Origin of the sequence: Kangiella sp., assembly GCF_048265365.1 — a bacterium.
GTDB lineage: Bacteria > Pseudomonadota > Gammaproteobacteria > Enterobacterales > Kangiellaceae > Kangiella.
Window position 1 is genome coordinate 512,712 of the sequence record NZ_JBLXBT010000002.1, and the last position, 24,500, is coordinate 537,211.

Here is a 24,500-nt window from a genome sequence, read left to right on the forward strand (position 1 = left end):
ATTTCCCCTTCGATTTACTTTAAAAAATTGCGTTAACAATTGTTACTTCCACTTTTTTCAATAAAGCGATCCTCGCTTTACTAAAAACCACTAAACCACTTTTTCATACGGTCAAAGAGACCTGAAAAACCGGTTACATCTCTTTCACGGTGATGACCCAGGTCTTGTTTTCCATAGATCAACAAGCCAACTCCCGTTGCATAAATTGGATTTCTCACCACATCCACTAAGCCTTTGATGTGTTGTGGCATACCTTGACGAACCGGCATGTGGAACACTTCTTCAGCAAGTTCCATCAAACCTTCCATCTTCGAACCACCACCGGTAATCACTATTCCGGCAGCAATTAAATTCTCAAAACCGCTGCGACGAATTTCTGCTTGCACCAGCTCAAACAATTCGCTGTAACGTGGCTCCACCACATCGGCTAATATCTGACGAGACAAACGACGCGGCTGTCTATCACCAACACTTGGCACCTCAATGGTTTCATCCAAGTTAGTTAACTGACGTAAAGCGCAGGCATATTTAATTTTGATTTCTTCGGCGAACTGAGTCGGTGTGCGTAACGCCACAGCGATATCATTGGTCACCTGATCACCGGCAATTGGAATAACCGCGGTGTGACGAATTGCGCCGCCTGTAAAGATGGCGATATCCGTTGTTCCACCACCGATATCAATCAAGCAAATGCCAAGCTCACGCTCGTCCTCTGTCAACACCGCATAACTCGATGCTAATTGCTCTAGGATCACGTCTTCAGGCTCAAGTCCACAACGTGCTACGCACTTAGTAATATTTTGTGCGGCACTGACAGCGCCCGTCACCATGTGTACTTTCGCTTCGAGGCGAACTCCTGACATGCCTACTGGTTCGCGGATACCTTCCTGGTTATCAATCACAAACTCCTGCGGCAACACATGGAGAATTTTTTGGTCAGCAGGAATGGCCACAGCTTTAGCCGCATCAATCACGCGATCCACATCACTTTGTGTAACCTCATGATCTTTAATCGCCACAATGCCATGCGAATTTAAGCTTTTGATGTGGCTACCAGCGATACCGGTATAGACAGAATGGATCTGGCAACCTGCCATTAATTCTGCCTCCTCAATCGCACGTTGAATCGAAGCAACGGTAGACTCAATATTGACTACCACGCCCTTTTTCATGCCACGGGAAGGATGCGAACCTATACCGATAATATCGACCACATTATCAGCACCCACTTCGCCAACAATTGCTACGACTTTCGACGTACCAATATCCAACCCAACAATTAATCTCTTCTCTGATGATTTCGACATAGCTTTACCTGTTGCCCCCACCGTTTTCTAGCGGCGTTGTATTGCTAACCCATTTAGCTGCAAAACCGTTTTGATATCTCAAGTCAACATAAGCCAATGCGTCCGACTTATGCGTTTTCAACACATCGATATGATTCAAAAGGCGTTCCAATCTTTCTTCAACATGGACCTTTCCTAATTGAACTTTTAGTCCGTCACTTAACGTCAAACTAATCGCTCCGCGTTCACTTAATTGCATACCTTCAATAAACAATGCTTTTCTCAACAACTGTTCTTGGTAGGTTTGCAATAACACTGTTAAATCCTTTGCCATTTCATCTGGCCCTTGCAGTTTGACCCAATTCATTTCAGGTAACTGTTCCGGATAAAAAACCTTTCCTTCAGTGGAAACCACACCATTCATTCCCCAGTAAGCCAAAGGCTCATACTCTTCTACCGTCACTTGTAATGTATCCGGCCAAACTTTGCGTAATTGAACCGATTTAACCCAAGGTAATGATTCAAACTTATCTTCCGCTGTCTTCATATCCATGGTGAAAAAACCACGATCATCAATTGATTTCATGGCAATCGTCACTTCACCCGCCGAAGTAAATTGTTGTTCAAATACTTCTAGCCGATTAATCGGAAATACGTTGTCAGTATTAATACTGAACACCCAGATTCCGGCAAAGACGAATGCGACTACAGCAGCACTGGCAGACGCGATCACAAGCACCCACTTCAAAGGCTTAAACCAGCCTTTAAAGCTTTTCGCTTGATTGCGTTCTTCACGCGTTGCCATCTTTACCATTTCAGTCAATTCCTTTGATTACTAATGTCTGTCGACGAAACTGGTTTCTAATACCGCAACCACTAATTCGTCAAAACTCATGCCAGATTGCTTTGCCGCTTTCGGTACTAATGAAGTTTCAGTCATACCTGGCACCGTATTCACTTCCAATAAAAGCCAGTTGCCGGTGCTACGTTCGCGCATTAGATCCACGCGTCCCCAACCTTCGCAACCCAATGCATAAAATGCCGCCTGCGATAACTCAGCCAGTTCAGCTTCATCCTCGTCATTCAAACCACTGGGGCATTGATATTCAGTGGATTGACTTTGATATTTCGCCTGAAAGTCATAAAACGTATTCGGTGTTTTAACGCGAATACTTGGCAATGCTCTACCATTTAAAATGCTAACGGTATATTCATCACCATCAATCCATTGTTCCAACATTACTTCACGATCATATTGCTTAGCGTTCTCTACAGCCTTGACTAATGCTTTTGCAGTGTCCGCCTTTGCCATGCCGACACTGGAACCTTCTCGTATCGGCTTAACCATCACGCAACCTTTCATACCAGCCAGAACATCTTCAGCCTGTTCTAGGGTCAAAACACCGGTGTTTAACATGCGGTGCTTGGCCACTGGATAGTTCATCGCTTGCCAGATTAATTTGGTACGTAATTTATCCATTGCAATCGCTGACGCCATCACACCACTTCCGGTGTAAGGCAGATCCAGTAATTGTAGATGCGCCTGAATCACACCATCTTCGCCACCACGGCCATGTAAAGCATTCCAGACGCGATCACATTTGCTATCTTGAATTGCGGCCAAACCATCATCTTTTAGGTCAATAAGAACCGCATCAATACCAACATTCAGTAAAGCACTGTGTACTGCCTTACCGCTTCGAAGCGAGATTTCTCTTTCCGCTGAATCCCCGCCAAACAAAACTGCCACTTTGCCGAACTTATCAATACTCATGATTCGGCCTCCGTTTTCAATTGTGCCAAGTTCATGTTGACTTCAACCCACGCTGGAGCCAAAGAACCTACATTACCCGCACCTTGCGTAACCACCACATCACCATCCTGTAAAATGTTGCTTAACAGCTCTGGGAGCTGGGCAATTTTTTCAACATGAATGGGTTCAATTTTTCCGCGCTGGCGAATGCTTCGACATAATGAGCGACTATCAGCACCCGGTATCGGTTCTTCGCCCGCCGAGTAAACTTCAAGCAACAATAAAGCATCCACTTCGGATAAAACTTTACTGAAATCTTCATACAGGTCGCGTGTTCTGCTATAGCGGTGCGGCTGGTAAACCATCACCAAACGACGCTCCGGCCAGCTGCGACGCATCGCTTCGATAGTCGCCATCACTTCACTGGGGTGATGACCATAATCATCCATTAAGGTTATCGTTTTACCGTCGACCTCAAAGTCACCGTACATCTGGAAGCGGCGACCAATACCGCCAAACTCTGCCAATGCTTTTTGAATGGCCTCGTCTGATACACCATCTTCTGTGGCAACTGCAATTGCGGCCAAAGCATTTTGCACATTATGGCGACCTGGTAAGTTTAAGGTAATCTCCAGCTCGCCTTCATGATCACGACGAATTACTTTGAAGTGACTTTTTGTGCCTGACTGAGTAAAGTCAATCGCACGCACATCAGCATCATCACTAAAGCCATAAGTCACCGTTGGTCGTGTCACCCGCGGCATAATCTCTTGTATTGTTTTGTCATCGATACACATCACCGCCAATCCGTAGAAAGGAAGGTTGTGCAAGAAATCGATAAAATTGTTTTCTAAATTTTTAAAGTCGCCGCCGTAAGTGTCCATGTGATCAGCTTCAATATTGGTGACCACAGCAACCATTGGTTGAATGTGCAGGAATGAGGCATCACTTTCGTCGGCTTCGGCGATAAAGAACCGGCTAGTTCCAAGACGTGCGTTACTACCTGCACTATTCAGTAAACCACCAATAACAAAGGTTGGGTCTAATCCGCCTTCTGCAAAAATACTGGCGATTAAACTAGTGGTTGTGGTTTTACCATGAGTACCGGCAACAGCTACACCGTGCCTGAAGCGCATTAACTCAGCCAACATTTCAGCACGTGGTACAACCGGTACACGATGCTCGCGCGCAGCTTCTAATTCAGGGTTGTTCTTTGGAATCGCTGTCGAAGCAACAACCACATTGACGTCATTAATATTCTCACTACGATGACCAATGAAAATTTTGGCACCTAAACTTTTCAGACGTTCTGTGACTTTGCTGTCACGCATATCCGAGCCTGACACTTCATAACCTAGATTCAGCAACACTTCGGCAATTCCACTCATCCCTGCACCACCTATACCAATAAAGTGGACACGACGAATCCGACGCATCTCTGGCACTTGCTGCATTAAAGGGCTGTTAGGGTTGATGCCATTACTCATACTTGTTCTCTCGCTGTGTTTCCTGCTTTTTCTTCAGCAGCTTTCTTACAATATTCAGCAACTTTTTGCGTTGCTTCAGGTCTTGCCAATGCTTTTGTCTTTCTTGCCATCTCAATTAAATGTTCTTTGTCATTTGCCAGCGCAGTAATTTCTTGCGCCAACCTTTCTGTGCTTAAATCATGCTGCTGAATAATTAATGCAGCACCTTGGTCAGCCAAGTAACGCGCGTTATAAGTTTGATGATCATCAACCGCATGGGGATAAGGCACAAATATCGCAACGCAACCTGCCATAGCAATCTCTGCCACGGTCAATGCTCCGGCTCGACACACAACTAAATCAGCCCATTCATAGGCTCGCGCCATATCACTTATAAACTCACTGACTTCAACGGTTACTTTGCTACTATCCTGTTGTTGATATCGCGCTAGTACCGTATCGTAATTTCCTTTACCACACTGGTGTCGCACCTGAACATTTAAACCACTATTCACGCGGCTAAATGTTTCCGGCAATTCTTCGTTAAACACCGCTGCACCACGACTACCACCAATCACTAATATGTGAACGCTTTTCTCGTCAGACTCAATTCGCAGCGCAGGGTCGCTATCACTGCCAATATCCTGTCTTACAGGATTTCCAACCGTCATAACTTTCTTGCTTTCAGGGAACGCGCCAGGGTAAGCCTGCAATGTCCAACGGCTTAAACGATTCAGCTGATGATTAGTCATACCAGCGATGGCATTTTGCTCATGAATCACTAAAGGCACTCCACACAGCTTGGCAGCTATGCCACCAGGACCGCTGGCAAATCCACCCATGCCTAATACCACATCCGGTTTAAATTTTTTGATGGCCTTACGCGCCAAAAGTATACTGTTAAGCAATTGAAAGGGGGCCTTAATCAATGGCAACAAACCTTTATTTCGAATCCCCTTTACCGGCAGCAAAGTCATTGGAATATTGTGTTGAGGAACTAGCTCCTGCTCCATGCCCCCCACTGAACCTAACCAATGTAAGCTCCAGCCTTCTTGCTCCAAAGCATGCCCAACTGCCAATGCAGGGAAGATATGACCGCCTGTGCCGCCAGCCATCAGCAGAATTCTTTTATTCATCACTCTGCCCTCCCTTTGCTGATCGATACGCACGCTTTACTTTGGCGAACTCATGTTCACGACGACGCACTTCAAAATCTACTCGCAAAATAATAGCTATGGCCATACAGGTCACAATCAGCGAGTTACCGCCGTAACTGATAAACGGTAGTGTTAACCCTTTGGTTGGTAAGCTGCCGCTTGAAACACCGATGTTGATCAACGCTTGTAGACTTAGCCAGAAGCCGAAGCCGTATGTCACGTAGGCGGCAAAATACTGTTCCATCTTCAATGCACGCCGACCAATACTCAGGCTACGTAATAAGATGATGGCGTATAAGGTAATAACCAGTAGTACACCGACGAAGCCGAACTCTTCGGCAAATACTGCAAACACAAAGTCGGTATGTGCTTCAGGTAAGTACGATAGTTTTTGCACGCTGTTACCGAGCCCGACTCCAAACCAATCGCCCCGGCCGAAAGCAATCAGCGACTGCACTAACTGATAACCGCTACCAAACTGATCTGCCCATGGGTCAAGGAAACTGGTTAATCGCTTCATACGATAAGGTTCTTTCCAGGCCACCAAAGCCATCACCACACCGACAAAAGCGGTTAGCGAAATAAACTGCCAAAGCTTTGCACCGGCTAAAAACAACATTGCAAGTGCTGTTGCTACAATCACTGCTGATGACCCAAAGTCTGGTTGCAGCAGTAAGAAAGCGACCACTAAACCAATCACTAACAGTGGTTTTGTAAAGCCTTTAATTTGTGTTTGTAATTCGTCACTACGGCGCACCAGGTAACCGGCAAGGTAGGTCACGATAAAAAACTTCATCAGTTCAGCTGGTTGCACCGTCATCGGGCCAAGCCCAATCCAACGCTTACTACCATTCACTTCTCTACCAATCACTAGCACCAACATCAACAATATAATGCCGAACAACAGCATGTAGATACCATTGACCTGCCAGAAACGTGTATCAAGCTGCAGCACTAACATTGAAGCCACTAATGCAATGGTTAGATAAATAATGTGACGAATCAGAAAGTGGAATTCATTGCCATTCATATGATCTTCTGCATATGGCATTGAGCTTGAAGCAACCATCATCACACCAATTGCCAATAAGATCATAACCGGGCCAAGCAACCATGGGTCCAGGCGCGTACGGCGATCGGACAGTTTTAATTGCTCTATAAAATCGCTCACTCTTAATGTGTTGAGGATACTAGTCATAGCGCCTCCACATAATGAGCAAACTGTTCGCCACGCTGCATATAGTTGGCAAACATATCCAAACTGGCACAAGCTGGCGACAACAGCACCAGGTCACCACTATGCGCTTGTTCATTTGCAGTGCGCACAGCTTCTTCTAAATTACTGACTAACTGTGTTTTTGCTGGTGCTAACTTTGCAATAGCCGGAGCATCTTTACCAAAGCACACCACAGCTTTGACCGTTTCTTTAATGATGTCTTGTAAGGTGGATAAATCAGCACCTTTTGCATCACCGCCAGCGATCAAAATAATATTTGAACCAAACTGTGGCTCGAAACTTTGAATGGCCGCCACGGTTGCACCCACATTGGTTGCTTTAGAGTCATTGATGAAAGTGACACCATTTTTTATGCCTACCAATTGACTGCGATGTGGCAAACCTTGATAGGATTTTGCAGCATCTAAAACAGGCTGCGTCAATTCGATTCCTGCGATCTCCACCAAGGCTAAAGCAACAGCAACATTTAGCGCATTATGGATGCCCTGTAATGTCAACTCATTCAACTTCAGGATTTCTTGTCCGTTATGTTTGATCGCGTTGCTTGCGATATCCACTGCCCAGTCAATATGATCCCCGTCAATCCGATCATTGTCATGCTCCAGACCAAAGCGCAGTATATTCTGTATACTCTGAGTAGACTCAACCCAGGTATTGTCATCATCAGCATTGACTAAACAAGTTGTAGCGTTGACATAAATGCTCCGCTTGGCATCCACATATTCCTGGTAATTGTTATAGCGGTCTAAATGATCTTCGCTGACATTCAACACGGTTGCTGCAACAGGTTCTAAACTGAGTGTACTTTCTAACTGGAAGCTGGATAATTCCAGTGCTACATAGTCACCTTCCTGTTCAAGAAGGTCTAATGCAGGAACTCCAATATTACCGCCCACCAATGCCTTCTTTCCGCTGGCGTTAATTAACTCGCCAACCAAGTCAGTGACTGTGCTTTTTCCGTTAGAGCCAGTTATAGCAATAACCGGTAATGTATTGGCTTGAGCAAATAATTCGATATCACCAATAACACTAACACCCGCTTTCTGCGCTGCCTGAATATCAGCACGAGCAATGGCAATACCAGGACTAACCACTAACTCATCGTATTCTGTAAACTGGTCACCATTCCATTGCAGCAATGAACCTGGCGCTAGCTTTTCCAACTCTTCATGCCCTGGAGCAATATCACGCGTATCCATAACATTGAAGGGTTGGTGCAATGCAGATAAATAACGCGCAACCGCAAGCCCAGTCTGTCCCAGACCGAGTATCAAGCGATTTTTGTACGCGATATCTTTTTGTTGCATTGCTATCATTTTCCTTAGCCTTGTTTAGCGTATTTTCAAGGTTGCTAAACCAATTAATACTAAAATCAATGAGATAATCCAGAAGCGTACGATGACGCGAGGCTCTGGCCAGCCTTTTAATTCATAATGGTGGTGTAGTGGTGCCATTCTAAAAATTCGTTTTCCTGTTAACTTGTAGGAACCAACCTGCAATATCACCGATAAAGTTTCGATAACGAACACCCCACCCATAATAAAGAGCACTAATTCCTGGCGGACCATCACGGCCACAGCGCCCAGTGCTGCGCCCAGCCCAAGCGCACCCACATCACCCATAAAGACTTGTGCTGGATAGGTGTTGAACCAAAGGAAACCTAAACCTGCGCCAATAATCGCCGCGCAGAAAATCACCAGTTCACCAACACCTTGAATATACGGAATGCCCAGATAATCTGAGAACACCTGGTTACCGGTAACGTAGGCAAAAATACCCAAACCACCGGCCACTAATACTGTCGGTAGAATTGCCAAGCCATCTAAGCCATCCGTTAAGTTGACAGCATTACTGGTACCGACAATTACGAAATACGCCATAAAGATGAACATGACTCCCAGTTGCGGCATCACATCTTTCAGGAACGGAACTAACAGCTGAGTTTCAACAGGCGAAGCGTTATAAAACAGATACAGTGCAATCCCTGCACCAATTAACGACTGCCAAAAATATTTCCAGCGTGCGACTAACCCTTTTGGGTCTTTCCGCACTAGCTTGATGTAATCATCCGCCAAGCCCACCAAACCAAAACCGACCAAAGCAATGAGTGCCACCCATAAATACCGGTTCTCTAATTGGCCCCACATTAATGAGCTAAATACGATGGCGAAGATAATCAGTGCGCCACCCATCGTTGGCGTGCCTGCTTTGGCCAAATGTGTTTGCGGGCCATCGTCACGAATCGTTTGCCCAATCTGATATTTACTCAAGCGACGAATCATTGTTGGACCTACTAACAATGAAATGCCTAATGCAGTGATAACGCTGATAATCGAGCGAAATGTTAAATACTGAAACAGGTTAAAACCTGAGTAGTACTGTGATAAATAATCTGCTAACCAGGTCAGCATTATTGGTCCCCCCCCAAATTTAAATTGTGCTCATCAGCGGCAACAATAACCATTGCGTCGACCACCTGTTCCATTTGGGCGCTACGTGAGCCTTTTACTAATATTTTATAATCTGACTGAATAACGCTCATTAAGTGAGAAACAAGAAACTCCTTGTTCTCGAACCATTGTGCGTTGTCGCCGAAAGCTTCAGCGCTATACTTTACCCATTGGCCATTAACTAATAATTGATTGATATTCTTTTCTTTTGCGTACTCACCCACTTCGCGATGATATTGAGCACTTTCGTCACCAAGCTCCGCCATATCCCCAAGTATGAGAACTTTAGTACCCGATAAACTGGCCAGATAATCGATGGCAGCTTTAACTGAAGCGACGCTGGCGTTATAAGTGTCATCAATAATTAAAGCACCATTGGCTGCTTTGAACTGATTAAGTCGTCCCTTAACAGAAACCATGGTTTCAAGGCCAACTTTAATCATTTCCATGTCCGCACCCGCTGCCGAAGCTAGAGCTGCTGCGACCAGGGCATTGGAAACATTGTGCATTCCGGGAATTGGAAGCTGCACACTAATACTTTGGCTACTGCCATCTTGTGTATGTTGCATAGTAAAAGTCACATTACCGTTGTCTTGTGTCTGACAATTATCTGCAACAAAGTTGGCATCTTTATGGCGCGAAACTGTTATTTTCTGAAGCGCTGCAAACGTCTCTAACCATTGCTCAGAAAAGGCACTATCGAGATTAATCACCGCTGTGCCATCATTACTCAAAGCTTGATAAATCTCTGACTTGGCTTTAGCCACTCCTTCCTCCGACCCAAAACCTTCAATATGAGCAGCTTCTACATTATTGATGACACTGATATCCGGCTTAGCAATCGATGCACAGTAGGCAATTTCTCCACGATGATTAGCGCCCATTTCGATGACTGCATATTGATCGATTTCTTTTAAACGCAAGAGTGTTAAAGGCACTCCAATATGGTTATTAAAGTTTCCTTGCGTCGCTAACACATTGCCTTTCTCGCGCAATATACTGGCGACCATTTCCTTAACGGTAGTTTTTCCTGCGCTACCGGTGATTCCAATCACTAATGGATTCACTTGATCACGAACGTAGCCGGCAATTGCACCCAATGCTTTTTCAGTATCTGCGACAATGACTTGTGGCAAATCGGTTGTTACTGAGTGATCAACCAGTAATGCTTTCGCACCTTGCGCTTTAGCATTTTCGACAAATTTATGACCATCAAAGTTTTCGCCTTTCAGCGCAATGAACAGCGCCTCGCGACAGTCAACTCGGCTGTCTGTTACAACTTTACTAATGTTTTTATCAGCACCTTGTAACTGCCCCTGAGTCACTTCAGCAATTGCCTTCAAACTTAATGGAATCATGCTTTCTCCTCCATTAAGCTGGCTACCGTTTCTAAATCGGAGTAGTGCATTTTTTTGTTACCAATTTGTTGGTAATCTTCGTGACCTTTACCCGCGACTAGAATAATGTCGTTTGGTGTACTGTGTTTTAAGGCAAACTCAATCGCTTCTTTTCTTTTTTGAATATACTGAGTGGATTTGTCCTTCATACCCTCACGAATCATCGCCACAATTTCCTCAGAATTTTCGGTACGAGGATTGTCATCGGTAATGATTACTTGGTTCGCTTTTTGCTCGGCAATCGCACCCATCAACGGGCGTTTGGTGTTATCACGATCACCACCACAACCGAAGATGCACCATAATTCACCAGCACAATGCTCACGCAAACTGGTTAAGGTTTTATCCAGCGCATCAGGTGTGTGCGCATAATCGACTACCACGGTTGCTTTACTACTGGCAGTAAAGTTTTGCATACGACCAGGCACAGCTTTAGCAGCATTTAGTGCCACAATCCATTTGTCGATATCACCAAACATTTCGCCTAGCGAAGCAGCTACTGCCAATAAGTTTGAAAGGTTGAAATGCCCTAATAAACCTGACCGTAATTTGCTGGTACCCCACGGTGTGTGCAGCTCTGCCTGAATGCCTCTCATGTTAAATGTCAGGTTTTTCGCAACAATCCAGCTTTCAATATTCAACGATTCATTTATCTGTTCACAACTATAAGCAATTTTACGGCACGCAATGGCATCATCAGCTAGCAATCGACGTCCGTATTCATCATCAGCATTGATGACAGCAGCTTCTAACTCTTCTCTTACGAACAGCTGTCTTTTAGCCTGGAAATAGGATTCCATATCATTGTGATAATCAAGATGGTCTTGCGATAGATTGGTAAACACTGCAATTTTATATTGCACCGCTGCCACGCGAGACTGCACTAAACCATGCGAAGAAACCTCCATGGTCATGTGATAATTCTTTTTCGCCAAATATTCTGCCGCTAAACGCTGAGTAGCGATTGCGTCAGGAGTCGTGTTTTCGGTTGCCTGTAATTTCGATGGGTTACCATTGCCAACCGTGCTTAACATCAGAGTTGGATATTGTAAAAACTCAAGCGCCTGCGCCATTAAATAGGCACAACTGGTTTTGCCGTTAGTACCGGTCACACCAACCACTGACATTTTCTTGGTAGGATTACCATAAAAACGCGCGGCTATGTGGCTGACTTTACTGCTTAAGTTCTTAACAGGAATTAAAACAGCCTCCTTATAATTATAAAGCTCCAAAGGAGCCACCCCGGAGAGAGTCTGTGCGGAGGCTGCTACTTGCTGGTTGTCATTGAGCAAGGTTTCTAAAATCGTTTCACTGTCATCTTTTTCGAATAGCACCACGGTTGCGCCAGCATCAACAGCTTGTTTGATGTATTGGCGACCATCTGTGGTGTGACCAGGATAGGCAACGAACAACTGACCAGGTTTTACCTGGCGGCTATCGAGCTGAATACCGCTAACTTCGGTCATTGCAACCTGCGGATATTCTTTCCAGAATTGCTCATTAACTACTGGTTTAATAATTTTCTTCAGTGCCGTCGTTAGTTGTAGAGAATTAGTCATGCTGACCTCCTCCTACAACATTGACTGCGGTTGCTACTGCAGTTTTTTGCACCTTGTTATCCGGTGCAATGTTCATTAGATGCAACGCTTTGTCTGCCACTTTGGCAAATACCGGCGCCGAAACTGTACCGCCGTAATAGCTGTCGCCCGCTGGCTCATCAACCATTACCACGATGGCAAATTTTGGATTGCTTGCAGGCACCAAGCCCGCGAACACGGTAACGTATTCATCACCATAGCCACCACGAATAGCTTTTCGCGAAGTGCCGGTTTTACCCGCCACGCGATAACCTTCGACTTTAGCCTGCGTACCGGTGCCGCCATCTGCCACAACCTCTTCCATCATATGGACAACCGAGCGAGCTACTTCAGCATTGACTACTTGCTCTTGAGGGTATTCCACCCCTTCCGCACGCTTAATTAGAGTCAGTTGATTGCGCACACCATCCGCACCCAAAATGGCGTAGGCTTGCGCTAATTGAATGGGGCTAACCATAAAGCCATAGCCATATGACATCGATGCTTTTTCATGCTCAGACCAATTTGCACGTGGGGCTAACATACCATCCGACTCGCCTTGTATACCGAGGCCCGTTTCCACTCCGAATCCTACTTTGTAGTAAGTGCTCATAAACTCTTCGTCAGACAGTTCCAGTGCAATTTTGGCGACCCCCATGTTACTGGATTTCTTGATGATGCCATCTAAATCTAACACCCCATAATTGCGTGGATCACGAACCCAGGCATAGCCAAGTTTCATACGACCTGGAGAGGTATCTATAGTCGAGTTAGTTGAAAACTTGCCACTTGATAATGCACTAACCACCGTAAAAGGTTTAACCGTTGAGCCTGGTTCAAACAAGTCAGTAATCGAACGGTTACGAGTGAACTCAGGAAAACGACTATCAGAACGGTTTGGATTAAAGGAAGGCTGACTTGCCATGGCTAAAACTTCACCTGTTTCCACATCCACCACCACAACTGAACCGCCTTTTGCACCGTTCTGTAGAACCGCTTTCTTCAATTCTTTATAGGCAGTTGATTGAATGCGCGAGTCGATGCTTAGCTGTAAATCATTACCTTGTTCGGCCTGAGCCAATACGCCGCGCTCTTCGACGACTCGGCGGTATAAATCCACCACCACTTTTTTACTACCAGGCTGTCCCGTTAAGAAACTATCAAAGGCGCGCTCAACTCCTTCTAAACCTTTATCATCAATACCAGTAAAGCCCACAAGGTGGGCAGCAACTTCAGCGCTTGGATAATAGCGACGGTATTCCGTTTTAAATTCAACTCCCGGAATATCGAGCCGCTTAATATAGAGCCCCACATTGGGATCCACATGCCGCTCAAGCCAGACAAATCTTTTGTTGCCCTTACTCTTAACCCACTGATTTAATTCATCTTCATTGCGTTTTAATGCGGCTGCAAAAGCTTTCCACTCCTTACTTTGCAAAACGTTTTCATTCGCCAGAAGCGTTTTAGGATCAAGCCATACCGATTCGGTAGGCACTGAACGCGCCAGCTCAACACCGTTGCGATCGACAATTAAACCGCGGTGACTTGAAATACCTTTTATGCGTACAGAGCGAGAATCACCTGCTTGCGCCAATTCATCAGAGCTCACCACTTGCAAATAAGCTGCACGAGTGACTAGCGCACCAAAACCGCACAACAATACCGCAATCATGACGTAATAACGCCATGTACAAAGCGGTACTGTTTTTAATTTACGGTTTTGTACTTTCTTCATTCTCTACCTCTAACTGAGGGGGTGATTAACACTTCATCTCTCGAGTCTAGCTGTTTCATCTGTAAACGCTTTTCTGCCAGCGACTCTACGCGGCTATGTTCCGCTAACGAGCTTTGCTCTAAACTCAATTTTTGCCATTGAAGCTCTAATGCTGTCTGCTCATCTTCAAGTTGTTTCAGTGCAATGGTTGTCTGGCGCATCTGGTGAGTCTGATGAGCAATGACAACACCTGAAATCACCACCAGCACACCTAATAAAATCACTCCAAAGCGACGCAAGACAGTTGCCATCAAGCTGTAAACAGGCCATAAGCTATTGGTTTCTCTAACCTTTTCTTTAATTTTAGCTGGACTCACGCCAACTTCTCCGCCACCCGCATTACAGCGCTTCGCGCTCTAATGTTACGTTCCAGCTCACTGTCACCAGCTTTGGTAAACTTGCCGACTTTCTTCATGCGACGATTAATCATGTCTTCAGTAATCGGCAAGCCAGCTGGAAAATCCTGCCCTTGCGCTTGCTTCTGGATAAACTGCTTCACGATGCGGTCTTCCAGAGAGTGGAAGCTGATCGCCACTAAGCGACCACCCACTTTTAATACGTTCAACACCTGTTCCAAGGTATCCTTCAAGTCATCCAGCTCACGATTGACCGCAATACGAATTGCCTGGAAACATCGAGTCGCTGGATGCTTATGTTTTTCCCAGCGCGGATGCGCTTCAGAAATTATGTCTGCCAACTGCTTAGTTCGCGTAATCGGTGCTTTAGCTCTTTTCTCAACGATGGCGCGCGCAATACGTTTTGCATAACGCTCTTCGCCAAATGCCTTGAAGGCCCACACCATATCGTCTTCATCAGTCGTCGCGATCCACTGCTCAGCGGTTTGTCCGCGAGTGGTATCCATACGCATATCCAATGGCCCATCCTGCATAAAGCTGAAACCACGCTCGGCCTGGTCCAGCTGCGGTGATGAGACACCTAAATCCATCAGCACACCGGTCACTTCGCCGACCCAGCTGCGTTTACTAACCTCTTGTTCTAAAAGAGAAAAACTTTCATGGACAATACTAAACCTGTCATCTTCCTGTTGCAGTTCTTCGCCCACTGCAATGGCTTGTAAATCTTTATCAAATCCAATCAAGCGCCCCTCTTCTGACAGACGTGACAAAATCGCCCGGCTGTGTCCGCCGCGACCAAATGTACAATCGATATATATGCCGTTAGGGTCGATCACTAAAGCCTCCACTGCCTCATTTAGCAGGACTGCGTCGTGTTCTTGTTCGGTGCTCATAACTAGAACGCCAGTTCAGGTAAACTTTCTGGATCCAGTGGCCCCTCAGCCAACGCTTCAACATCCTGCTCAATCTTCTTGTGCCAATTCTCTTCATTCCAGATCTGGAAAGTTTTGCCTTGACCGGCTAGAAGTAATTGTTTTTCCAATTGCGCGTATTCACGCAGGACAGGAGGCAGTAGAATACGTCCATTACTATCGATTTCATGCTCTGATGCATGACCGAGTAACATACGTTTAATACGGCGTTGGTTAGGGTCTGTGTTAGAAAAAGTGTCGAGTTTTGCTTCGAGTTGTTCCCAGTGGGGGAGCGGGAAAAGTAATAAACACGGGTCAAACAGGTCAATAGTCACCACAATTTGATTGGAGCAAACATCTTCAAAACGCGAGCGGTACTTCGCCGGAATGGCGATACGACCTTTCGCGTCCATATTGATTGCAGTTGCTCCACGGAACATGGCTCTATGTAAACCCCACTTTTGACTCGTTATGCCAAAACCGAAATTGCTACCCGGTTTTCAGCTGCTTTATGCAAATTGGTCGTTGATCTTCAATGATCCTATACGATCCACTTTGCGACACTTTTCTCCACTTCTCTACACTATATGAACTTTGCATGAGTTTTGCAAGGCAAATTTGCATGGAAAATGTGAAAAATGTCCTTATTTGACAAACACTTAGCGAAGTTAGTCAGCACTAACAAACAGCTGGGGATAAACTGCTTATTTATCAGAAAATTAGACAGGGAAGTTAGAATTTACTTTAAGTTAGAAGAAATACTCTGCTTAATGAAAGGATCTTGAGGCTAAAATTATCAGATGTCTTCCAATCTAATAGCCAAAGCTTGGTTACTATGACTACAGCAGCCCTCTTGATTGATATAACCTATTGATATATTAGCTATTGAGACTAGCCATTGAGCCTAGTGTTCAATAGACTGGAGGAATAAACACCAACCCAACCAAGTATGAAGTACAACGAAATATTCGAAAAAATCGCTGCCGAGCTCAAGGACTATGACCAAATTGGCCAGGTGGCGACCTATATTCCAGCCCTGGCTAAGGCTAATCCCAATAAATTTGGTATGTACCTGGTGACCAGAGATGAGCACAGCTATTACCATGGCGATACCGACGAGACATTTTCCATTCAGAGCATATCTAAAGTTCTTTCGCTAGTTTATGCCTTCAAGCTAGTTGGCACCGATTTATGGAAGCGCGTTGGGGTAGAACCTTCAGGCAGCCCTTTCAATTCTTTAGTTCAGCTTGAATACGAACAAGGCATTCCTCGCAACCCGTTGATCAATGCTGGCGCCATAGTCATTTGCGATATTCTGATCAGTGAATTAGAAAACCCTTATCAAGACTTTATTAAGTTTCTGCGCTCGCTGGCAGGCAACCCCGATATTGATTACTGCAAAACCACTGCTGAATCAGAAAAAGAATGTGGCTTTAAAAATCATGCCCACATCAATCTGATGAAATCCTATGGAAATATCGAAAACGACGCGGAACAGGTATTGGATTTTTATTTTCATCTTTGTTCGATTGAAATGTCATGCAAGGATCTTGCGCAGACCTTTATGTTCCTCGCCAATGGCGGCAAGAACCCGCTCAACAATAAGAGAATATTAACCGCTCAGGAAACCAAACGTATCAACTCCATCATGTTGCTTTGTGGCTTCTATGATGAAGCAGGGGAATTTGCCTTCAGAGTTGGGCTACCCGGAAAAAGTGGCGTCGGCGGCGGTATCGTTGCCATCTACCCAGACCAATACAGCATTGCGGTATGGAGCCCCGGATTAAACAGCAAAGGCAATTCAAGCAAAGGAATCAAAGCACTCGAACTCTTCACCACCATTACCCAATCGAATGTCTTTGGCCCCTCGCCTATTTTTGACGAGCTGGAGTACGAATAAAAATGTCTTATACACAAGCTCTTATCTAAATGATCTGGGCCTTACCCAAAACCAGCTTACCAATACCAAAGCACCGAACAGAGTATAAGCGACGACAAAGATCCACTGTGGAAGCTGGTAATAAAGCAGCTTCTCAAACCAGTAGGATATAAAGGTATCCTGATAACCAACCCCACCCGCCTTTTTGCGCAGCATATTTTCCCACATGGTCAAAGGACAGATGGCACCAAGCCACGATTGAATAACGACAAAACCAATTGCAAATAGGTGCGATAACCGAAGCAAGGGATTGCGGACCCATGACCATGAGCAGGCACCACCGATCAGTATCAATATCAACCCAACCACCACAAATACGACAAATAACGCATGAGTGATAAGAATCAGGTCAGCCAATAATAAGTAGAAATCAGAAGAGTTCATGGAATCAGTATAACGCAGCTGGTTGAATGCTATAACCTTGGTTAAAGAGTAGATAGGGACATTCTTACTGAGGGAAGAAGCCAAGGGGTTTTAGGGACAGCTCATGAGTAGTCCCTACCAATAATGAGTCCTCGATCGTGGACAGTTATTTTGGTCGAATGACTAATACACTTACTTTAAAGATTAAAAATGCAGAGAAAAATAAGCTGGCCGGTAAGCCGGATTCTGTCTTGGACAGTCATTCGTCTAGGCCATGGATCACTCCATGGCTCAAGCAACCTACCCGGTTCCAACGCGAGCAACGCCATACGGAACCCTATTTGGTCTTGCTTCGGGTGGGGTTTACCTCGCCACATACTGTTGCCAGCAGTGCGGTGCGCTCTTACCGCACCATTTCAACCTTACCTGTGAATCTTGCGATTCCATCGGCGGTATACTTTCTGTTGCACTTGCCGTCGGCTTGCGCCGCCCAGGCGTTACCTGGCACCCTGCTCTGTGAAGTCCGGACTTTCCTCTCCCCGCCAAAAAGGCAGGCAGCGACTGTCTGGCCAGCTTGTGGGCAAGTTTAGTCTTCAACGGTGAAAAAGCAAGCAAAAATAAAAAAGGCAGACTGGATGAGTCTGCCTGAAGTGTGCTCTAAGGAGTGAGCTATGTAGTGTAACTAGTTAAATTGTGCTTCGATATTTTCTTCAAACCAGTGTTCGAACATGTACTTTTCGTAATAAAAACCATCATTGCGGTACTGTGCAGGAGTTCGAATCCGATCAAGGAAGTTCATATCTTTCAAAGACTCTGAGCCTTGTTTGAGAATCTTGCCTTCTTTGTCAATCAACTGATAGTCAAACTTCATTTTTGGGAAGTAGATCCTTTCCACCAGGCGATACTCCCGAACTCCGCCATATCTCACATCACCAGCTAGGTCGAGATCGGTTATCCTAAACTCAAATACAGCGCCATCGGGTAACTTTTCACCAAGCTCGATAAACGTTTTTTCAAGGCTGGTTTTGACGCGCTTATAAAAGGCTGACTTGGTTTCACTGGCGGGTCTAACGTCAATAAAATCATCAAACTCAGCCCAGCTAACTTTCACTTCGCCAGCTAAAGCCATAAAGGGCGATATAAGTAGAGCGGCGAATGCTGATTTTAAATAATTCATATCCAACTCCAATTCGGTTAATTCTCAAAAAGATAAGTTTTATTACCTACTAAGACTCGATTCAGCAGTAAAACGTGACATAAATATCTTTACTCTTTTTGATCCAGTGCCCATTGGTACAACACTTTTTTCTTCAAACCTGAAACCTGAGCAGCGATTTTAGCGGCTTTATTAGGTGGTAGTTCTTCTAATAAAGCTGTCATGAGTTTTTCGGTGGCTAAGTCCATTTCAATGACTTTGTCTTCAGCACCAGACATCATTAACACAAACTCGCCTTTCTGCTGATCCAGATCAGTTTCCACCTTAGAAACTAAGTCGGAGGCTTTACCCGATAAAATAGTTTCAAAGGTCTTGGTAAGTTCGCGAGCAATCACTAACTCTCTATCGCCGAGCACTTCGAACAAATCTTTGAGGCAATCGAGGATCCTGTGTGACGACTCATAGAAAACCAAGGTTTCGCAATGCTTCGATAAATCGTTGAAAACCTGCTTACGACCAGATGATTTTGACGGCAGAAAGCCCCAGAAACTAAAGCTATCAGTTGCCAGGCCGGCAACGCTCAAAGCTGTGATAATCGCACTCGGGCCGGGGATCGGACTTATACGACAATCCTGTTGGCGCAACTCTCTGACTAACTTAAATCCTGGATCGCTAATTAAAGGGGTTCCCGCGTCGGAAATCAAAGCAATGCTCTGCCCCTGTTGCAATCGCTGAGCGATTTGCTCTATACGCGCAACCTCGTTGTGTTCGTGCAAAGACATCATCGGAGTTTCGATTTGATAATGCTGCATCAAGCGCTGACTATGACGCGTATCTTCGGCGCAGATTAAGTCGGCATCTTTAAGAGTGCGAATGGCCCGTGCAGAAATGTCTTCGATATTGCCAATCGGCGTGGCAACCACAAATAAAGTGCCCAATTGTGCCGATGCGGTATCAGTTTGTGCGAAATTTGCCATAGCTTTTTTGCCTTGCTGCGCCTAAGCGCCTAAAATACAGGTAATTATTTGATGAGTATGGAATTATGACAAAAAAGCTTATGCATAAGAACCTCATATTGGTATTCACGGCAATTTTCAGCGTATTGATGGTTTCAGCCTGTACTACTACGGGCCCACGCAAGTCAGAATCTGCGACGACGGCTGATTACGACATGCAGCCGCCTGAGTTTTACTTGCAACAAGCTGCTGCCACCGAAGAAGCTGATAAAGCCCCTTTCTTACTACAGGCTGCTAAAGCTCACGTGCAACGCGGGCAATACGCTGAGGCTTATGAGGTCTTGAATGGCTTTTATCCAACTCAATTACCGCTCAGTTTACGCGGTGACTGGTATTTATTGGTCGGTGAAGTGGCACTAACTCAGGAACAGCCTTTCGACTCCATACGCGCGCTCCAATCTGTGCGCAATCCGGAAAACTACGATACCGAGTGGCAATCCCAATACTATCGCTTGCTGGCGGACAGTTTAGCGGCTAACCAACGCCACGCAGATGCGGCGATGACACGCATTGAAGCCATGCATTTATTCCAGGATGAAGAACTTCGCGAAGAACAGGAACGTAAAATCTGGCTTGAACTCATGACCTCTCCGACTGGCGCGCTTGAAATAACCCGTAATCGCGCTAATGAGCACGATCATTTAGGTTGGCTTGACATGGCGATTATTCAGCAACGATTTAGTAACGACCAGGTTGCATTATCAAACGCCATGCAAGAATGGAACGTGCTTTACCCAAACCACCCGGCATTGTTCTACATTAACCTTCAAGTCGAGCGGGAAACAGTGATGGTTGATTTTGGCGCACCGACCAAGATTGGTCTTTTCCTGCCCACCAGTGGCCGCTTAGCGAGTGTTGGCAATGTTATTCTCGATGGTTTCATGACATCGTTTTACGATACTCAGATGATGGGTAGCGAGAAACCGGAGGTTGTAGTTTATGACACTGCCAACGAACCGATTGATCTACTGTATCAACAAGCTCTAGCCGATGGTGTTGAATTTGTTATTGGCCCATTGTTGAAAAACAAGGCTGATGATATTGCGCAATATCAAAAGTTACCGATTCCGACCTTAGTCTTAAATCGCCTGGACAAAGCTTATACTCCAAGCGGCATGTTTCAATTTGGATTACCTGTTGAGGATGAAGCTGAGCAGATTGCTGAGTATGCCATCAATAAAGGACAGACTCGTGCTTTCATTATTAACGCCGACAAAAGCGTAGGACCGCGTGCAGTTGAGACGTTCAGCGACACTTTTCAGCGCTTAGGTGGCGACGTTGTTAGAACAGCCGATCTTTCGCGCACTCCGGATCCTAAAGTAGCTGTGATGCAAATGCTCGGTGCCGATCAAGCAGAAAAAAGAAAGCGTGAGTTGCAAAATCTACTTAACTTACCAATAGAGTCTTCCGCACAAATTTCGACAACTGCAGACTTTATTTTTATGATTGCATCAGCCAAAGACGCTCGGATCATTAAGCCTTACTTGAACTACTATTACGCTTATAATCTGCCTGTCTATGCGACCTCAAGCCTGTATGATGGCGGCAAAGCGCGTGAAAATGATCTCAATGGTATCCAGTTCACTGATGCTCCCTGGATGATTCCACAGACAAAAGAACAAGCATCCAATAAGCAAAAGATTGTGCGTATGTTTCCCAATGCCGATGGCACACTGGGGCGCTTCTTTGCCCTAGGCTATGATTCCTTCTTATTAATCCCTGAGATTCCTCAGTTATCAGCTTTGTCGGATTATTCTGTTCAAGGCCTCTCTGGAGAGTTGACCCTTGATTACTATGGACGAATTGTTCGTCAACTGGCTTGGGCTCAGTATCGTAATGGTCATTGGGTACCCTTAACACAATAACGGTTATTTACCATCAACAAGGATTGTTATATTAATGAGTACGCGACAGCGTGGTGATAATGTTGAACTCTTTGCCGAAAATCATCTCAAAAAACAAGGACTCACGCTAGTTGAGAAAAACTTCAATTCGCGTTTTGGCGAAATTGATTTAATTATGTTGGATAACTCTACACTGGTGTTTGTTGAGGTTCGCTTTCGAGCCTATACCAGTTATGGTAGCGGCGCTGAAACTGTGAACTTTCGCAAGCAACAAAAGATTATCAAAACGGCACAGCTGTATTTACAAGCTAATAAAAAAATGCAGCAACGCGATTGTCGTTTTGATGTGGTTTCCGTAACATTGGCTGCACAGGAGCCATTGATAGAATGGCATCAAAATGCTTTTCAGGCATCGCCCTGGTAAGCGTTCGATTACCGACTCAATTAGGTAAATTATGATAGAACGAATTCGTGATATTTTTACAGAAAGTATTCAGACCAAAATTGCTGCTGCAGATGCGCTTCCAGAGTCGATCGAAAAAGCAGGTCAAATCATAGTCAATAGCCTACTCAATGGCCATAAAATTTTAACCTGTGGCAATGGTGGCTCAGCAGGTGATGCGCAACATTTCTCTTCGGAAATGCTCAATCGTTTTGAGCGGGAACGCCCGAGTTTGCCTGCCATAGCATTGACTACAGATACCGGCACATTAACGTCCATCTCTAACGACTACAGCTACAATGACGTTTTCGCCAAACAATTACGAGCCTTGGGACAACCTGGCGATGTTTTATTAGCATTTTCCACCAGCGGTAATTCTAGAAATGTGATTAACGCCATGGAAACTGCACTCAGCAAGGATATGCTAATCGTATCGTTAACCGGCAAAGACGGTGGAGAAATGGCTGGCTTAATTGGCCCTAACGATATTGAAATTCGTGTGCCATCGAATTCAACCGCACGCATTCAAGAAGTACACTTAGTCATAATTCATGCGCTATGTGACTTCATTGACAACAGTTTATTCGGAACAGAGGCTTAGAAATGCTAACTACAAAATTACTCCGTTTACTTATTTTGACCCCAGCTCTCGCTTTAGGGGTTTCCGCTTGTACAACTTTCGGCACCGTTGCAGAAGACTCGAGTATTGAAGGACGCGTTAAAGACAGACTCTATCCGATTCTTGAGAAGAACCAACCGCATGCTGTCGACGTGGTCAGTCATAATCTCTATGTGCTAATTTATGGTCAAGTACCTTCTGAGGATGTCATTGCCCAGGTTTCAAATACCATTAAAGGTGTTCCTGAAATGAAGAAAGCATTTAATGAATTGCGCGTTGGCAACCCTGAAGATGTTAGTACCGTTTCTGACGTATGGATAACGACTAAGGTTAAATCCAGTCTCGCCGCAGAAAAGGGATTAGACTCTAAGCGGATTAAAGTCATTACTGAAAATAAAGAAGTCTTCTTAATGGGTATGGTAACTCGCGAAGAAGGCGATAAAGCGGCTCTAGTCGCCCGCAATATTTCCGGCGTGGATAGAGTCGTGAAGATTTTTGAATATATCGACTAATATGAATAAATATAGTGGAAACAAAAGGCGAGTTTAAAACTCGCCTTTTGTTTATTTCTCACAGAATAATCGTCTAAGTGATAAAGCTACTACTTAACCACTTTTAAATTAGGTTTTCCTTTGGGTGGCTTTGGCGGCTCATCATCGGGACCTTCATCATTATGATCTTTAGCTTCTGCTGGAACAATAGAATGAGTCGAACTGTCGCTTTCTGCATCACCATAGGTATCATCACCATACATGTTAGCTGAAAACATAATGCCTTGATCATTTTCTCTAGCATATATCGCAATTATGGAATGGGTTGGAATATAAAGACTGAGCGACTGCCCAGAAAATCGAGCATTGAAGCTTACGTAATCGTGGTTAAGCTCGAAGTTAGCCACTGCAGTAGGAGCGATATTTAATACAATCTTACCATCGTTAGCAAACTGCAAGGGAACGTCCACTTCGGGATGAGAAGTGTCAACAAGGATTTGTGGCGTCCACTCATTATCGAGTATCCACTCATAATAAGCGATTAATAGATAGGGTTGTAATGGCGAGTTACCCGCCATTACATAAGACCCATTTTTATTTCGCGCTCTTCCTCAGTCAGGCTGACCTTGAATGACTCGCGGTCAAAAATACGATCCATATAGTCATGGATAGCTTTACTTCCACGGCCTGAAATCTCAATACCTAACTGGTCAGCACGCCATAACAATGGAGCAATAACACAATCAACTAATGAGAACTCTTCACTCATAAAGTAAGGATTGCTGGCAAATACTGGAGCTAAGGCCATAATACTTTCCTGTAATTCCTTACGGGCTTTCTTAGCTTTTGCTTCAGTGCCATTGACGATAATTTCGTATTGGCTATACCACTCTTTTTGAATGCGGTGCATCATCAAGCGGCTACGGCCACGAGTGACCGGATAAACCGGCATCAAAGGCGGATGAGGGAAACGCTCATCTAAATATTCCATGACAATACTAGCCTCATACAAAACCAGATCGCGATCGATCAAAGTTGGTACAGAGCCGTAAGGATTTAAGTCTAACAAATCCTCTGGAACATTATCAGGGGTAACCTCTACCACTTCATAATTAACCCCTTTCTCTGCTAGAACAATGCGTGCCTGATGGCTATACACATCATTGCCAGAAAAAAGTGTCATAACTGAACGTTTGGCAACTACTGCCATACTGTTTTCTCCTGCGAACAACAAGAAAGCCTCAGCGGGGATACGCTGAGGCTTAG

24 protein-coding genes and 1 other RNA gene are annotated in these 24,500 nt (G+C 44.9%); 5 read left to right on the plus strand and 20 right to left on the minus strand.

The genetic code is table 11. The features are described 5' to 3' along the window. Positions 1 to 80: 80 nt before the first annotated feature. The 14 genes from ftsA to mraZ are packed head-to-tail and all read right to left on the minus strand — an operon-like array spanning position 81 to position 15,804. Positions 81 to 1,307, minus strand: coding sequence for a cell division protein FtsA (gene ftsA, locus ACN0VI_RS11480; RefSeq protein WP_331890821.1), 1,227 nt, complete (start codon positions 1,305 to 1,307; stop codon positions 81 to 83). A gap of 4 nt (positions 1,308 to 1,311) precedes the next feature. Continuing rightward, positions 1,312 to 2,100 (minus strand): cell division protein FtsQ/DivIB, encoded by a 789-nt coding sequence (locus ACN0VI_RS11485; RefSeq protein ID WP_417446900.1) that lies wholly within the window; start codon positions 2,098 to 2,100, stop codon positions 1,312 to 1,314. A gap of 21 nt (positions 2,101 to 2,121) precedes the next feature. Further along, positions 2,122 to 3,060 carry a D-alanine--D-alanine ligase gene (locus tag ACN0VI_RS11490; protein WP_331890938.1) on the minus strand — a complete coding sequence of 313 codons (939 nt, stop codon included), beginning with the start codon at positions 3,058 to 3,060 and terminating at the stop codon, positions 2,122 to 2,124. After that, on the minus strand, positions 3,057 to 4,526 hold the full coding sequence (murC, locus tag ACN0VI_RS11495; RefSeq protein WP_417446901.1) for a UDP-N-acetylmuramate--L-alanine ligase: 1,470 nt from the start codon (positions 4,524 to 4,526) through the stop codon (positions 3,057 to 3,059). The genes ACN0VI_RS11490 and murC overlap by 4 nt, the downstream gene beginning before the upstream one ends. Then, entirely contained in the window at positions 4,523 to 5,641 is a 1,119-nt protein-coding gene (gene murG, locus ACN0VI_RS11500; RefSeq protein ID WP_417446902.1) for an undecaprenyldiphospho-muramoylpentapeptide beta-N-acetylglucosaminyltransferase, read from the minus strand. Before murG ends, murC begins: the two co-directional genes overlap by 4 nt. Then, on the minus strand, positions 5,634 to 6,860 hold the full coding sequence (ftsW, locus tag ACN0VI_RS11505; protein WP_331890935.1) for a putative lipid II flippase FtsW: 1,227 nt from the start codon (positions 6,858 to 6,860) through the stop codon (positions 5,634 to 5,636). The genes murG and ftsW overlap by 8 nt, the downstream gene beginning before the upstream one ends. Continuing rightward, positions 6,857 to 8,206, minus strand: coding sequence for a UDP-N-acetylmuramoyl-L-alanine--D-glutamate ligase (murD, locus tag ACN0VI_RS11510; RefSeq protein ID WP_417446903.1), 1,350 nt, complete (start codon positions 8,204 to 8,206; stop codon positions 6,857 to 6,859). The genes ftsW and murD overlap by 4 nt, the downstream gene beginning before the upstream one ends. Positions 8,207 to 8,230: 24 nt before the next feature. Then, positions 8,231 to 9,310 carry a phospho-N-acetylmuramoyl-pentapeptide-transferase gene (mraY, locus tag ACN0VI_RS11515; protein ID WP_331890932.1) on the minus strand — a complete coding sequence of 360 codons (1,080 nt, stop codon included), beginning with the start codon at positions 9,308 to 9,310 and terminating at the stop codon, positions 8,231 to 8,233. Then, a complete protein-coding gene (locus ACN0VI_RS11520; RefSeq protein WP_417446904.1) occupies positions 9,310 to 10,707 on the minus strand; it encodes a UDP-N-acetylmuramoyl-tripeptide--D-alanyl-D-alanine ligase in 1,398 nt (465 codons plus the stop codon). Before ACN0VI_RS11520 ends, mraY begins: the two co-directional genes overlap by 1 nt. Beyond that, positions 10,704 to 12,305, minus strand: coding sequence for a UDP-N-acetylmuramoyl-L-alanyl-D-glutamate--2,6-diaminopimelate ligase (locus tag ACN0VI_RS11525; protein ID WP_417446905.1), 1,602 nt, complete (start codon positions 12,303 to 12,305; stop codon positions 10,704 to 10,706). Before ACN0VI_RS11525 ends, ACN0VI_RS11520 begins: the two co-directional genes overlap by 4 nt. Continuing rightward, positions 12,298 to 14,058, minus strand: coding sequence for a peptidoglycan D,D-transpeptidase FtsI family protein (locus ACN0VI_RS11530; protein WP_417446906.1), 1,761 nt, complete (start codon positions 14,056 to 14,058; stop codon positions 12,298 to 12,300). Before ACN0VI_RS11530 ends, ACN0VI_RS11525 begins: the two co-directional genes overlap by 8 nt. Continuing rightward, a complete protein-coding gene (gene ftsL / locus ACN0VI_RS11535; protein ID WP_331890928.1) occupies positions 14,055 to 14,414 on the minus strand; it encodes a cell division protein FtsL in 360 nt (119 codons plus the stop codon). The genes ACN0VI_RS11530 and ftsL overlap by 4 nt, the downstream gene beginning before the upstream one ends. Beyond that, the gene (gene rsmH / locus ACN0VI_RS11540; RefSeq protein ID WP_331890927.1) at positions 14,411 to 15,346 is read right to left on the minus strand and encodes a 16S rRNA (cytosine(1402)-N(4))-methyltransferase RsmH; all 936 of its coding nucleotides are present in this window, start codon (positions 15,344 to 15,346) and stop codon (positions 14,411 to 14,413) included. Before rsmH ends, ftsL begins: the two co-directional genes overlap by 4 nt. Before the next feature lie 2 nt (positions 15,347 to 15,348). Further along, positions 15,349 to 15,804 (minus strand): division/cell wall cluster transcriptional repressor MraZ, encoded by a 456-nt coding sequence (mraZ, locus tag ACN0VI_RS11545; RefSeq protein ID WP_331890926.1) that lies wholly within the window; start codon positions 15,802 to 15,804, stop codon positions 15,349 to 15,351. A gap of 509 nt (positions 15,805 to 16,313) precedes the next feature. On the opposite strand from mraZ, the gene ACN0VI_RS11550 reads away from it, so the two are divergent. Then, positions 16,314 to 17,264 carry a glutaminase gene (locus ACN0VI_RS11550; protein WP_417446907.1) on the plus strand — a complete coding sequence of 317 codons (951 nt, stop codon included), beginning with the start codon at positions 16,314 to 16,316 and terminating at the stop codon, positions 17,262 to 17,264. Positions 17,265 to 17,285: 21 nt separating this feature from the next. Here the strand turns inward: ACN0VI_RS11550 and ACN0VI_RS11555 are convergent, their stop codons facing one another. The 4 genes from ACN0VI_RS11555 to rsmI form a co-directional block, all read right to left on the minus strand. Beyond that, on the minus strand, positions 17,286 to 17,687 hold the full coding sequence (locus ACN0VI_RS11555) for a DUF2784 domain-containing protein (protein WP_417446908.1): 402 nt from the start codon (positions 17,685 to 17,687) through the stop codon (positions 17,286 to 17,288). 198 nt (positions 17,688 to 17,885) lie between these two features. Then, positions 17,886 to 18,243, minus strand: an RNA gene (rnpB, locus tag ACN0VI_RS11560) — RNase P RNA component class A. A 105-nt stretch (positions 18,244 to 18,348) separates the two neighbouring features. Then, positions 18,349 to 18,843 (minus strand): DUF3016 domain-containing protein, encoded by a 495-nt coding sequence (locus tag ACN0VI_RS11565; protein WP_417446909.1) that lies wholly within the window; start codon positions 18,841 to 18,843, stop codon positions 18,349 to 18,351. A gap of 89 nt (positions 18,844 to 18,932) precedes the next feature. Next, positions 18,933 to 19,799: a 16S rRNA (cytidine(1402)-2'-O)-methyltransferase gene (rsmI, locus tag ACN0VI_RS11570; protein ID WP_331890922.1), complete on the minus strand. Its 867-nt coding sequence runs from the start codon at positions 19,797 to 19,799 to the stop codon at positions 18,933 to 18,935. A 65-nt stretch (positions 19,800 to 19,864) separates the two neighbouring features. Here rsmI and ACN0VI_RS11575 point away from each other — a divergent pair, with 65 nt between their 5' ends. The 4 genes from ACN0VI_RS11575 to ACN0VI_RS11590 are packed head-to-tail and all read left to right on the plus strand — an operon-like array spanning position 19,865 to position 23,255. Further along, positions 19,865 to 21,703: a penicillin-binding protein activator gene (locus tag ACN0VI_RS11575; RefSeq protein ID WP_417446910.1), complete on the plus strand. Its 1,839-nt coding sequence runs from the start codon at positions 19,865 to 19,867 to the stop codon at positions 21,701 to 21,703. 34 nt (positions 21,704 to 21,737) lie between these two features. Continuing rightward, positions 21,738 to 22,106 (plus strand): YraN family protein, encoded by a 369-nt coding sequence (locus ACN0VI_RS11580; RefSeq protein WP_417446911.1) that lies wholly within the window; start codon positions 21,738 to 21,740, stop codon positions 22,104 to 22,106. Positions 22,107 to 22,137: 31 nt separating this feature from the next. Continuing rightward, a complete protein-coding gene (locus ACN0VI_RS11585; protein WP_331890919.1) occupies positions 22,138 to 22,725 on the plus strand; it encodes a phosphoheptose isomerase in 588 nt (195 codons plus the stop codon). A gap of 2 nt (positions 22,726 to 22,727) precedes the next feature. Further along, positions 22,728 to 23,255, plus strand: a complete 528-nt coding sequence (locus ACN0VI_RS11590) for a BON domain-containing protein (RefSeq protein WP_417446912.1) — start codon at positions 22,728 to 22,730, stop codon at positions 23,253 to 23,255. 89 nt (positions 23,256 to 23,344) lie between these two features. Here ACN0VI_RS11590 and ACN0VI_RS11595 read toward each other — a convergent pair whose 3' ends face one another. After that, complete coding sequence (locus ACN0VI_RS11595; RefSeq protein WP_417446913.1) at positions 23,345 to 23,812, minus strand: ClpXP protease specificity-enhancing factor; 468 nt, start codon at positions 23,810 to 23,812, stop codon at positions 23,345 to 23,347. Further along, positions 23,812 to 24,444, minus strand: a complete 633-nt coding sequence (gene sspA, locus ACN0VI_RS11600) for a stringent starvation protein SspA (protein WP_331890916.1) — start codon at positions 24,442 to 24,444, stop codon at positions 23,812 to 23,814. Before sspA ends, ACN0VI_RS11595 begins: the two co-directional genes overlap by 1 nt. Positions 24,445 to 24,500 lie beyond the last annotated feature (56 nt).